The sequence below is a fragment of the Arthrobacter sp. B0427-1-12 genome (assembly GCF_059092905.1).
This window is the reverse complement of sequence record NZ_JBNHIC010000031.1, coordinates 1-12875: the sequence shown is the minus strand read 5'-3', so window position 1 is coordinate 12875 and position 12875 is coordinate 1. Positions and strand designations below refer to the sequence as shown.

Annotated in this window: 11 protein-coding genes; all 11 read left to right on the top strand. The window is 63.2% G+C overall.

Translation table 11 applies throughout. From position 1 onward, the window contains the following. Window positions 1–11 precede the first annotated feature (11 nt). Window positions 12–791, top strand: a complete 780-nt coding sequence (locus AC5RWU_RS16640) for a 2-keto-4-pentenoate hydratase (protein ID WP_494032145.1) — start codon at window positions 12–14, stop codon at window positions 789–791. Next, window positions 788–1729 (top strand): acetaldehyde dehydrogenase (acetylating), encoded by a 942-nt coding sequence (locus tag AC5RWU_RS16635; protein ID WP_494032146.1) that lies wholly within the window; start codon window positions 788–790, stop codon window positions 1727–1729. Before AC5RWU_RS16640 ends, AC5RWU_RS16635 begins: the two co-directional genes overlap by 4 nt. Further along, entirely contained in the window at window positions 1726–2739 is a 1014-nt protein-coding gene (gene dmpG, locus AC5RWU_RS16630; protein WP_494032147.1) for a 4-hydroxy-2-oxovalerate aldolase, read from the top strand. The genes AC5RWU_RS16635 and dmpG overlap by 4 nt, the downstream gene beginning before the upstream one ends. A gap of 42 nt (window positions 2740–2781) precedes the next feature. After that, the gene (locus AC5RWU_RS16625; RefSeq protein WP_494032148.1) at window positions 2782–3783 is read left to right on the top strand and encodes a VOC family protein; all 1002 of its coding nucleotides are present in this window, start codon (window positions 2782–2784) and stop codon (window positions 3781–3783) included. Window positions 3784–3977: 194 nt separating this feature from the next. After that, window positions 3978–4181 (top strand): FAD-binding protein, encoded by a 204-nt coding sequence (locus AC5RWU_RS16620; RefSeq protein ID WP_494032149.1) that lies wholly within the window; start codon window positions 3978–3980, stop codon window positions 4179–4181. 26 nt (window positions 4182–4207) lie between these two features. Further along, on the top strand, window positions 4208–6037 hold the full coding sequence (locus AC5RWU_RS16615; RefSeq protein ID WP_494032150.1) for a flavin-containing monooxygenase: 1830 nt from the start codon (window positions 4208–4210) through the stop codon (window positions 6035–6037). Between the two features lie 18 nt (window positions 6038–6055). Beyond that, a complete protein-coding gene (locus AC5RWU_RS16610) occupies window positions 6056–7216 on the top strand; it encodes a flavin reductase (RefSeq protein WP_494032151.1) in 1161 nt (386 codons plus the stop codon). Window positions 7217–7295: 79 nt separating this feature from the next. Next, window positions 7296–7511 (top strand): ferredoxin, encoded by a 216-nt coding sequence (locus tag AC5RWU_RS16605; protein ID WP_494032152.1) that lies wholly within the window; start codon window positions 7296–7298, stop codon window positions 7509–7511. Then, on the top strand, window positions 7508–8764 hold the full coding sequence (locus AC5RWU_RS16600; protein WP_494032153.1) for an NAD(P)/FAD-dependent oxidoreductase: 1257 nt from the start codon (window positions 7508–7510) through the stop codon (window positions 8762–8764). The genes AC5RWU_RS16605 and AC5RWU_RS16600 overlap by 4 nt, the downstream gene beginning before the upstream one ends. Before the next feature lie 971 nt (window positions 8765–9735). Continuing rightward, window positions 9736–11283 carry a Re/Si-specific NAD(P)(+) transhydrogenase subunit alpha gene (locus tag AC5RWU_RS16595; protein ID WP_494032154.1) on the top strand — a complete coding sequence of 516 codons (1548 nt, stop codon included), beginning with the start codon at window positions 9736–9738 and terminating at the stop codon, window positions 11281–11283. Window positions 11284–11334: 51 nt separating this feature from the next. Then, window positions 11335–12747, top strand: a complete 1413-nt coding sequence (gene pntB / locus AC5RWU_RS16590) for a Re/Si-specific NAD(P)(+) transhydrogenase subunit beta (RefSeq protein WP_494032156.1) — start codon at window positions 11335–11337, stop codon at window positions 12745–12747. Window positions 12748–12875 lie beyond the last annotated feature (128 nt).

Below are 12875 nucleotides of genomic sequence, written 5' to 3'. Positions count from 1 at the left end.
CAGATGCAATCATGCGGGCAGCTGACCGGCTCGAGGCGGCGACGGCATCCGGTACGCCCTGCGCGCCGGTCAACGACCTGATCGGTCTCACCGACATCAATGCGGCGTACCGTACGCAAAGCCTCGTGACCGAGCGTCGGATCGTTCGCGGTGCTCGTCTCATCGGTAAGAAGATCGGGCTCACCTCCGAAGCGATTCAGACACAGGTCGGGGTGGACCGGCCCGACTTCGGGGTCCTCTTTGACGACATGCAATTCAAAGACGACGAGGAGATTCCGTTCCGGTTCCTCCTTCAGCCGAAGGCCGAGGCGGAGATCGCGTTTCTTCTGTCGAAGGACATCACAGATGCCTCCGACCGCGATACGATCCGCGATGCGATCGCTCTGCAGTTCCCTGCAATCGAGGTCGTCGACAGCAGGGTCGCGGACTGGAACATCAAGATCACCGACACCGTCGCCGACAACGCCTCGTCGGGTGTGTTCGTCCTCGGCGCGCACGGGGTGCCCCTGGACGCCCTCGAACCGGCTGGGGTGTCAATGCGGATGCTGCGCAATGGCGACGTCGTGTCGACGGGCGACGGGCGGGCCTGCCTGGGCGATCCGCTGAATGCGGTGGCGTGGCTGGCCGAGACGATGATCGACCTCGGCACCCCACTCATGGCAGGCGACATCGTGCTCTCGGGGGCACTGGGGCCGATGGTGCCGGTCTCACCCGGGGATGTCTTCATCGCCGACATCCCGCCACTGGGCACCGTCACAGCTCGATTTTCACGAAAGGAATCAGCGGAATGAGCGACAAGACAGGGGTCGCGATCGTCGGCTCCGGAAACATCGGGACCGACCTCATGTTCAAGATCATCCGAGGCTCGGAGAATCTCCGCGTTGCGGCGATGGTCGGCATCGATGAGAGTTCGGACGGCCTTGCACGCGCGCGACGCCTCGGCATCCCCACGACCCACGAGGGCGTCGCCGGACTGATCGAGATGCCGGAGTTCGGCGAGGTCGAGATCGTGATGGACGCCACGAGCGCAGGCGCCCACATCGCCAACGCCGAACTCCTGGCACCGCACGGTGTTCGACTCATCGACCTGACACCGGCGGCAATCGGCCCGTTCGTGATTCCCCCGGTGAACTTCGAGGAGCATCTCGATGCTCCGAACATCAATATGGTTACCTGCGGCGGGCAGGCCACGATCCCGATCGTCGCCGCCATCTCGCGAGTCACGGACGTCCCCTACGCGGAGATCGTCGCATCCGTCTCGTCGAGGTCCGCCGGTCCCGGGACGCGGGCGAATATCGATGAGTTTACGGAGACAACGGCGCACGCCATCGAGCAGGTCGGCGGCGCCAAGCGCGGCAAAGCCATCATCATCCTCAATCCCGCCGAGCCGCCGCTCATCATGCGGGACACGGTCTATGCCCTCATCGGCAAGGCCGATCACGATGCGGTCCGCAGCTCCATCGCCGACATGATCGCCGAGGTGGCGACATATGTGCCCGGGTACCGTCTCGTGCAGGAGGTGCAGTTCACCCCCGCCGATCCTGCCGAGGTCGTGGCCCTCCTGCCCGAGGGCTCTGCTCCGGTCGACACGCGGGTGACGGTCTTCCTGGAAGTCGAGGGCGCTGCGCATTACCTGCCCGCGTATGCCGGGAATCTCGACATTATGACATCCGCAGCAGCGCGCGTTGCGGAGCGGATTGCAGAGCAGGCGAAGGCGGTGGCCCGATGACGGCGAAGGTATACATCCAGGACGTCACGCTTCGGGACGGCATGCACGCGCTGCGTCACCGCATCACCCCGGAGAACGTCGGGAAGATCAGTGCGGCGCTGGACGCTGCGGGCGTTGCCGCGATCGAGGTGTCGCACGGCGACGGTCTCGCCGGCGCCAGCCTGAACTACGGGCCCGGCAGCAACACCGACTGGGAGTGGATCGAAGCGGTGGTCGCCAACGTGAAGAACGCAGTCGTGACAACACTGCTGCTTCCCGGCGTCGGGACGATTAAAGAGCTGCACAGGGCGTACGACCTCGGTGTGCGCTCCGTCCGAGTCGCGACGCACTGCACAGAAGCCGACGTCGCCCACCAGCACATCGCGGAAGCGCGCAAGATCGGTATGGACGTCTCAGGCTTCCTCATGATGGCGCACATGATTCCGGCCGCCGAACTCGCCAAACAAGCCAAGCTGATGGAATCGTATGGCGCGCATTGCGTCTACATCACCGACTCGTCGGGCCGGCTCACCACAGGCGAGGTGCGGGAGCGCGTGCGCGCATACCGGGACGTGCTCGAGCCGGACACGCAGATCGGCATCCACGCCCACGAGAATCTCTCACTCGCGGTGGCCAACTCCATTGCCGCTGTCGAGGAAGGGGCATACCGCGTCGACGCCTCGCTCGCCGGGCAGGGCGCCGCAGCCGGGAACGCGCCGATCGAGCCGCTTGTCGCGGTCATGAATCTGCTCGGCTGGGAGACCGGCTGCGACCTGGACGCGCTCGAGGACGCGGCCGATGACCTCGCCCGCCCGCTCCAGGACCGCCCGGTCCGCGTCGACCGCGAGACGCTCACGATCGGATATGCGGGCGTCTACGGAAGTTTCCTCAGGCACGCAGAGAATGCATCGCGCCTGTACGGAGTCGACGCGCGCGCGATCCTCATCGAGGCCGGCAGGCGCAAGCTCGTCGGCGGGCAGGAGGACATGCTCGTCGACATCGCCCTGAATCTGCAGACGCAGGCCAACTGACATTCCTGCTGGCGCAGGAGAACAATGAAGGAGAAACACGCAATGAATTGGCGTGATCAGTACGACCCGGGCCCCCGGATCGCATATGCAGGAAGTATCCACCTCGGTACCCTCGATCTCGAAAAGTCGCTGGGGTTCTTTCGCGACCTGCTCGGTATGGAGGTCGTTCACCAGGAGGACGGTGTGGCCTATCTGCGGGGATACCAGGAGCTCGTCCATCACTCACTCGTCCTCACCCAGCAGGACGTAGCGAACGTCAACGCCTACAGCTTCCGCGTGCAGCGGCCTCAGGATGTCGAACTGTTCGCAGCCGAACTCCAGAAGCAGGAGATCGAGGTGCTCGAGCTCCCCTCCGGCAGCGAGGCCGGGAGGGGCACGGCAATCCGGTTCCTCATGCCTTTCAGCGAGCACCCGTTCGAGTTCTACTACGACATCGAGAAGCCGCTCGCTCCCGAGGAGATGCGCTCGCGGATCCCCACCAACAGCTCGAAACGGCGGGGACTGGGTGTGCGCCGGGTCGACCACTTCAACATTCAGACCAGCCCCGGCACGATGAATCAGACCGAAGCCTGGCTGCAGGAGAACATGGGGCTCAAGCGGCGCGAGTACATCATGATGCCCGATCATCCAACCACGATCATGGCCTCCTGGATGTCAGCGACGACGCAGATGCACGACGTGGCGCTGGGGATCAACCGTGACGAGAAGCTGGCGCAGATGCACCACGTCGCGTTCAACCTCGAGAACTACCACGACATGCTCACGGCCGCCGATCGGATCCGCGACCTTGACATCGAATGGGGTGTGGGTCCCGGCAAACACGGCGTCGGCCAGGCAATGTATCTCTACGTGCATGACCCCGGGTCGGGACATCGCATCGAGCTCTACTCGGGCGGGTACCAGATCTTCGATCCCGACTGGGAAGCGGTTCTCTGGGAACCCGAGAACATCCCGCACGGAATGACGTGGTACGGCGAGGCAATCGATATAACGCCAGGCAGCCGCGGCCGGGCCACGACGCCATCGGCCGGCCTCAAGTACTAAGACGGTTTTCGGGGATCCCGGCCCTGGGTACGACGGCGTGGCCGGGATCACGAAATATGGTCGCGCCGATGGCGCGGATACGGTATCGTGCAATAAATGCATGGACGTGGTGGTCCAATGCAGCCCGTCGCCAACGTTGGCGTGGGGTCATGCAGCGTCGGACCGCCGGGCTGCTGACCGTTTGGAGGTAAAGCATGGCATTGGACGTCGATTTGCTCGTGGTGGGGTCAGGCGTCGGCGGGATGACCGCGGCACCGGCCGCGAAATCGCGTGGACTTCGCACGCTCGTGGTCGAGAATTCCGCCAAGTTTGGCGGATCGACCGCGTTGTCCGGTGGCGGTATCTGGATGCCCGGCGCTGCCGCACTGGTGGCATACGTTTCATGTTCGTGGTTCTGAAAAATCTGTGAGGGAGTGGGTGCTCGATGGTGAGTGATGTGGTTATTGACGGTGTTCAGCGTTGGTTCCGTGATTTTGAGGCGGTGTTGGCGGCAGGTTCTCGTGAGGGGTTGGAGGGCCTGTTCGCTGAGGTGTCTTACTTGCGGGATAACGGTGTCTTGACGTGGGATTATCTGCAGTTCCATGGTCGTGACGCGACGGTGTCGGCGCTGATGGAGATCACGGAGGTGAATCATCCGCGGGGATTTGTGTTGTCGCGGCGCTGGCCGGGTCCTCGGCTTGTGGGCGAGGGTGCGGACGAGCGCCTGGAGGCATTCGCGGATTTCGAGACGGACGCAGCGTCCGGGACGGCGTTTTTCCATGCGGTGCTGAATTCGGAGTCCCCCTATGGGTTTGACGTGTTCGCGTTGTTCACGCGGATCGAGGCAGTGAAGGGCGTGGAGCCGCCGGTGCGGTATCCGCGTGGGATCGGGTTCGAGCCCAGAAGGCCTGATGAGCATTGGCAGGATCGTCGGGCTCGTGATCTGGAGTATGTGGACCGTGATCCGGAAGTGCTGGTCATCGGCGGCGGTCAGGCGGGCCTGATCCTGTCGGCGCATCTGAAGCGGTTGGGTGTGGACGCGTTGATCATCGAGAAGCATCCACGGGTGGGGGATAACTGGCGGAACCGGTACGACTCGTTGTTCCTGCATAACCCGATCGAGATGAATGATTTCCCGTTCCTGCCGTTCCCGGATCATTACCCGGAGTATCTGCCGAAGGATGTGCTGGGGGATTGGCTGGAGATCTATCAGCGGTACCTGGATCTCGATGTGTGGTTGTCGACGAAGTTCGTCAATGCGGTGTATGACGATGTCAAGCATGAGTGGACCGCGACGGTGGAGCGGGAGGACGGCAGCGTTCGGGTGCTGCACCCGAAGCACATCGTGCATTGCACCGGCGGATTCGGCGGGAAGCGGCATTTGCCGACGATTCCCGGGCTGGAGGACTACGAGGGCACGACGATCCATTCCGAGCAGTACCGCCGCGCGGCCGATTATGACGCGAAGCGGGCGATCGTGTTCGGCGTCGCCACGAGCGGGAACGATGTGGCCGAGGATCTGTCGAAGAACGGCATGCCCGTAACCATCGTGCAGCGCGGTCCGGTGATCGTGACGGAGCTGGAGACGGCGAACCAGATGGTGTACAGCGGCTTCCTCGATCCGGAACAGCCGACGGACCTGGTCGATATCCGGTACAGCATGGGCTGGATCTATCCGCTGCGGGTGCAGAACGCCCAGCGTAGCCACAAGAAGATGATCGAGATGGACCGGGAGTTGCTGGAGGGTCTCGAGCAGGCGGGTGTGAAGCTGTGGGATGGCCCGAACGGAATGGGCTGGCTGGGTCTGTACTGGACCCGCGGCGGCGGGTATTACCTGAACAAGGGAACCTCGCAGCGGATCATCGAGGGCAAGATCGATGTGCTGCAGTCCGACCGGATCGTGCGGGTTGTGCGCAACGGTGTCGAGCTGGATGACGGGACGGTCGTCGAGGCGGAGCTGTTCGTGTTCGCAACCGGCTATGAGGGGCGCAGGGTCGAGTTGGTCGAGCAATTTGGTGCGGAGGTGGCTGCGAAGCTCGGCGAGGTCGGCGTGCTTGACGAGATCGGGGAGTGGCGCGGCTTCTGGGGGCAGAGCGGGCAGCGTGGCCTCTGGTTGAACGGTGCGGGTATCAACAGTGCCCGGCCGCAGTCTGAACGCCTCGCGCTGCTGATCAAGGCCGATCTGGACGGACATATTCCGGATAGTTTCCGTCGTCCTGCCCAGGGCGAGATCGATACCCGGTTCGCCCAGAACCGCATCCTCGCCTCATCTTGATCCCAGGAGGTCACTCTCATGTCAGCTCAACAGTTGGACGCCGTAGAGGCACGTCACTTCCGAAATGTCTTGGGCCAGTTGCCCACGGGCGTCGTGGCAATCACTTCGCGCTCTGCGGTGGACGGCTCTCCTGTCGGCATGACCCTCGGGTCATTCACGTCGGTGTCTCTCGACCCGCCACTGGTGGCATTTCTTCCAGACCGCTCGTCATCGACATTCCCGCATATCCGCCAGGCAGGCAGATTCTGCGCGAATATCCTCTCGAGTAATCAGAAGGAAGTCAGTCGAACCTTCGCAACGCGGGGAGTCGACCGCTTCGCGACGATCGACTGGCGTCCGGCGCCACAGACGGACTCCCCGATCATCGAGGGAAGCCTCGCCTGGATCGACTGCGAAATCGTCCAGATCCATGAAGCGGGCGACCACGACATCGTCATCGGGCGCGTCCTGGATCTGCAGACGCAAACCGCGGGCTTCCCACTGGTGTTCTTCCAAGGTGGTTACGGCACGTTCACTCTGCGCTCGCTTGTCCTGGCCACTAGCGGGAGCCTGAATGAATCAGCGCGGCTTGCCGAGGCTCTCAGGCCCGAGCTTGAGCAGATCTCAGCTGAGTTCGGCGTCGAAGGCAGGGTGTTCGCGCATGAGCGCGACGAGCTGGTCGTCGTCATGACCACCGGATACACCGGACCGGCCGATCGAGTCGGCATGATCCTGCCCTTCTGCCCGCCCTTCGGAATCAGCTTCGCAGCGTGGGGCAATCGTGAGGTGCGCGACGCGTGGTATGGCGCGCTCCCCGGAGGAGTCTCCGACGACCAGCGTGCCGTGCTCGAGGCTCAGCTCGATCGCATCCGCGAACAAGGGTGGACGGTATCGTACGCGAACGACCCAATGAACACGGTTGGCAGGGTTCTGGAGGATATCGCCGAAATCGGTTCGACTCCTACGCTCGAACGCGAGCTGGTCGACGCGGGGCGGGAGCTGACCGCGGATCTCGGCAACGTTCGACCGCTCGACGCACAGAGTGTCGATTCGGTGCGTTCGATCACGGCTCCCGTGCTTCGTGAGGACGGTTCCCCGACGCTGCACCTTGTGCTGCGTGGATTCCGCCCGGGGACCGACGTCGCGACGGTGGAGCGTGCCCGCGAACGGCTGCTCGAAGCTGCCCGAAACGTGCGGTAAGCAGGTGCACCGGAACGGGCCACGATGGTGTGCCCAATCATTAGGACCAGTGGGTTAGTGATTTCAACGGAGAAGAGCTATGAAAGTTAATGTCGATCGTTCGAAGTGCGTCAGCCTGGGTGTCTGCGAGACGGCCTCGTCCGTCTTCGAGCTGGATGAGGACAGCGAACTCGTCATTCACGAGGATCGAATTCCCGGCACAAGCCTCGACGAGCTGCGTGAAGCGGTGCAGTCCTGCCCGGTCAAGGCGCTCACCCTGATCCAGGCCGACGAGACGGTGAAGGAATCCGCATGATCGGCGAGGTCAAGGCGCGCTACGGCACCGTGATCGTCGGCGGCGGTCATGCCGGCGTGCAGGCGGCAGCGGCGCTGAGCTCCGGTGGCTTTGAGGGGGGAATCGCCGTCTTGAGCGCCGAGGCGGTCCTGCCGTACGACCGCCCGTCCCTTTCCAAGGGGTACCTCGACGAGGGTTTGGCTGACGATGACTTCCTCCTTCGGTCACCTGAGTTCTGGCAGAAGCCGGGCCTGGAGCTCATTCGCGGGGTCACGGTCGTCGCAGTTCATCCGAAACAGCACCTGGTCGAGACGGCGGAGGGTGAGCTCTACGAGTACGGGGTGCTCATTTGGGCCGCGGGGGGTGACGCACGACGGTTATCGGTTCCCGGCGCGGACCTGGCCGGAGTTCACACGGTCCGCCGCCTTGAAGACGCACAACGGGTGCGCGACGAGGCGGCCAAGGCTGAAGCGGCCGTCATCATCGGCGGCGGCTACATCGGCCTGGAAACAGCGGCTGCGCTCAGGAACCTCGGCCTGACGGTCACGGTCATCGAAGTCGCAGATCGCCTGCTCGCGAGGGTCACCAGCCCCGTTGTCGCCGATTACTTCATAGACCGTCACCGGGCGCACGGCGTCGACTTCCGCCTCGGCACGGGGGTCGAGGAGATCATCGGCGAGGCCGGGCATACCACGGCCGTCCGGTTGAGCAGCGGCGAGGTTCTTCCAGCGGACATCGTTATCGTCGGTGTCGGGCTGATCCCGAACATCGATGCCATGGCGACAGCCGGCGCCGTCATCGGAAATGGCATCGAAGTGGACGAATTCGGCCGCACATCGCTCTCAGACGTGTACGCGATCGGTGACTGCGCGAGCTTCCCGATCCCGCTATACGGCGGTGCGCGAGTGCGACTCGAGTCGGTGCAAAACGCCGCCGATCAGGCGAAGTCCGTGGCGGGCGCCATCCTAGGATCGCCGCAGGTGTATGCCCCGAAGCCCTGGTTCTGGTCGCACCAGTTCGAGGAGAGGCTTCAGACGGTCGGGCTTCTCACCGGGTACGACGATCTCGTGGTTCGTGGCAATCCTGCTGATGGTCGCTTCAGCGTGGTGTACCTCAAGGAGTCACAGATCATCGCGATCGATGCGATCAATTTTGTGAAGGATTTTGCACACGGGAAGATCGTCGTCGGGTCGCGGTACGAGGGATCCAGTAATGCGCTCGCTGACGTATCGGTCGGACTCAAGGACCTGCTCGCGGTGCCGGTGCACGGCTGAAGCCGGTCCCTTCTCTGTCGCCGTGCCCTCGCCGGTGGACGACCGGGGTACCAGTAATAGTCGGCCATTTGGTTGGCACCTTCCTTTGTCGCTGGTTGGTGCGGGTATCTGATGATGGATAAACGCTGATGATTTCGGTGTCATCCCAGAAGGTCATGGGTGCGTCTCCTTCGGTGTCCAAAATCAATAGAGTCGTCTTGGCCGCGTTGACACACGGTGTCAACAAAAAGGGTGGGACTGTCGCACCAGGGAGGCTGCGCAGGGCCTTGCTCGACATCCGCGGCCGCTACCGTATATGCCTCCCGATGCCAACCTTGGTCCGGGCAACCAAACCATGATGTCTCCAAGTACGAGGTAAAGCCCTATGCACAGCAACCCCTACGTGACACATATCAAGTATGACGACCCTGCCTTCGCAAGGCTTTGGGAGCTGAAGGATGACATTGTCGAGCTTCATTGGCTCGATGGACGACGTCGGACTGGATGCATCGAACAGGTTCTTCGCGCCCAGGGTGTCTTGTGGCTCATTGAGGAGGACCTGGGAATGCGTGAACTCGTGTTTGCCGACGAGCTAGTCAGCTTCAAGGAAGTGCGGGGGGACGCACCTGGGCGCCATGGAGACGATCGGGACCATGCAGGGTAAGCCGGTGGCCTTCGCTGGTGCTGACGCGTCGATCCCGCACCTTCGAAGATGGAGGCTGGCATGAACCTCACCTCCGGCACTTGGGGTGCATACCTGCGTAGGGCAGGTGCTCGCGTCTGCTGAGATTTGGACGCCTGGGCCGCCATCGTGAGCGCTTCGACCGCATTGCGCGCCGGTGTGCCGGAGGTCGAGCGTAACGATTTCCGTGCGGGCGTATTTGAGCTTTCCACTGAAGTGGTCATGAGGTCCCCGGGGGCTTACTGGCAAGCCGCAAGACAAAGATCTTTGCCTGTAACGGCAATAAATTAGGACGGAGAGGAAGAGAAACGTGGAACGCATCGGGATCGTGGCCGAGTCGGGCCGGGAGACCCGTGTGGCGGCAACGCCGAGCACGGTGAAGCAGCTGATTGGCCTGGGGTATGAGGTCATGGTCGAGATGGGTGCGGGAGAGGCCGCCTCGTTCACCGATGAGGCGTATGTGAGAGCAGGCGCGGCGATCGGCGCTGCGGGAGAAACGTGGGCCAGTTCGGTGGTGTTGAAGGTGAATCCGCCCGCCGACGAAGAAATCGGTTTGCTGCGGGCCGGAGCGACTCTGATCAGTTTGCTGAGCCCGGCGTTTCGTCCGGATCTGCTGGAGGCGCTGGCGGCGCGTTCGGTCACGGCTTTGGCGATGGACGCGGTGCCCCGTATTTCCAGGGCGCAGTCCATGGATGTTCTGAGTTCGATGGCGAACATTGCCGGGTACCGGGCAGTGGTTGAAGCAGCCAATGAGTTTGGCTGGTTCTTCACCGGGCAGGTGACGGCTGCGGGTAAGGTGCCGCCTGCGAAAGTACTGGTTGCCGGTGCAGGTGTGGCGGGTCTGGCCGCGATTGGTGCTGCAAGCAGTCTCGGTGCCATCGTTCGTGCGACCGACCCGAGGCCGGAAGTGGCCGATCAGGTCAAGTCGATCGGCGGGGAGTACCTCAAGGTTGAAGTCGACCTTGAAATGACGTCCTCCGACGGCTACGCGAAGGCCACCAGCGAGGCCTACAACCTGCGCGCTGGGCAACTGTACTCCGAGCAGGCCCGCGAGGTGGACATCATTATCACCACCGCCCTCATTCCGGGCCGCCCGGCCCCCAGGCTCATCACAGCCACCGACGTCGCGGGCATGAAGCCGGGCAGCGTGATCGTGGACATGGCCGCTGCCCAGGGCGGCAACGTCGAAGGATCTGTCGCCGGTGAACGGGTCGTTACTGACAACGGGGTGGTGATCCTCGGCTACACGGATCTGGCAGGACGGCTGCCTGCCCAGGCCTCGCAGCTGTATGGCACGAATCTGGTCAACCTGCTCAAGCTGCTGACACCAGGTAAGGACGGGCAGCTGGTTCTGGACTTCGAGGACGTCGTGCAGCGTGCCGTGACCGTGGTGCGCGAAGGCGAGACGACCTGGCCGCCGCCTCCGGTCCAGGTTTCCGCTGCCCCCACGGCACCGGCCGCTGCCCCGGTCGGTGAACCTGCCGAGGCCGGCGGCTCGTCCAAGGGCACGTGGCTCACGCCCTCCCGCAGGGCAGGGCTCATCGCCGCAGGTATCGCCGCCCTGCTGGCCATCACCGCGATTGCCCCGGCGCCCTTGCCGCAGCACTTTACGGTGCTGGTGTTGTCGGTGGTGATCGGCTTTTACGTCATTGGCAAGGTCCACCATGCCCTCCACACACCGCTGATGTCCGTTACCAACGCCATCTCCGGGATCATTGTGGTCGGTGCCCTGCTTCAGGTCACCCACGGCAACCTCCTCATCCAGCTCCTGGCCGCCGTTGCGATCCTGCTTGCGAGCATTAATATCTTCGGCGGCTTCGCCGTTACCCGGCGCATGCTCGGGATGTTTGCCAAATGACGACCGGTCCGATGCCTGAACTGATCAAGGAAGCCAACAGTGTCTAACACCATGTCCGGTCTGTTGACCGCAGAATCCTTCGCCGGTGCCGCGTACCTCGTGGCGGCCCTGCTGTTCATCCTGAGCCTCGCCGGGCTGAGCAAACATGAAACGTCCCGGGCAGGTGTCGTCTACGGCATGTCCGGCATGGGGATCGCGCTGGCTGCGACGATCTGGCTGACACTGCAGAATGCCTGGGGCAGCCAGGCCGGGATGATCGGTATCGCCCTGCTTGTCGGGGCCGTGGTCATCGGCGGGGCCATCGGTCTGTGGCGGGCCCGCGTCGTGGAGATGACCGGCATGCCGGAACTGATCGCGCTGCTGCACAGCTTCGTCGGCCTTGCCGCCGTGCTCGTGGGGTGGAACGGCCACTTTGAGGCACCGGACCTCTCCGGCGCCCTGAAAGACATTCACCACGCGGAGGTATTTATCGGTGTGTTCATCGGTGCCGTGACCTTCACCGGTTCAATCGTGGCGTTCCTGAAGCTGTCGGCCCGCATGAAGTCAGCCCCGCTGGTCCTGCCGGGCAAGAACATCCTCAACGTCGCAGCGCTGCTGGCCTTTGTGGCACTGACTGTTTGGTACGTGCTGGATTCCCGGCTGTGGCTGCTGGTCGTCGTTACTGCCCTCGCCCTGGCACTGGGATGGCACCTGGTGGCCTCCATCGGCGGCGGTGACATGCCCGTCGTTGTCTCGATGCTCAACAGCTACTCCGGCTGGGCGGCCGCGGCCGCGGGCTTCCTGCTGAACAACGACCTGCTCATTGTCACGGGTGCGCTGGTCGGCTCCTCGGGTGCCTACCTGTCCTACATCATGTGCAAAGCGATGAACCGCTCCTTCCTATCCGTCATCGCCGGCGGATTCGGCATCGAGGCCACCAAAGGGAGCGACACCGAATACGGGGACCACCGCGAAATCACGGCCGATGAACTTGCCGACCTGCTCAAGAACGCCTCCAGTGTGGTCATCACTCCCGGATACGGCATGGCCGTCGCCCAGGCACAACACCAGGTAGCCGAGCTCACCCGTAAACTGCGGGAGCGCCAGGTGGACGTGCGCTTCGGCATCCACCCCGTGGCCGGCCGACTGCCCGGACACATGAACGTCCTCCTGGCCGAAGCGAAAGTGCCCTATGACATCGTCCACGAAATGGACGAAATCAACGACGAACTCTCCGGAACGGATGTCGTCCTCGTCATCGGCGCCAACGATACGGTGAACCCGGCCGCAGCCGAGGACCCGGCAAGCCCGATCGCCGGCATGCCCGTACTGCGCGTATGGGAAGCCGGCAACGTCGTGGTATTCAAACGCTCCATGGCCTCAGGCTATGCCGGCGTGCAGAATCCACTCTTCTTCCGCGAAAACTCACAGATGATTTTCGGCGACGCCAAAGACCGCGTAGAAGACATCCTCCAAAGAATCTAGGGATTGCAGATTAACTGCTGCTTTCCACTACTAGTAGTACTTTGTTAGGTCGGTGGTGCGTGTTGGCAGTAGGGGCAGCGGCTAAGCAGTTGGACGAGGTGTTCCTGGAGTGCTTTGAGGACCTCGTA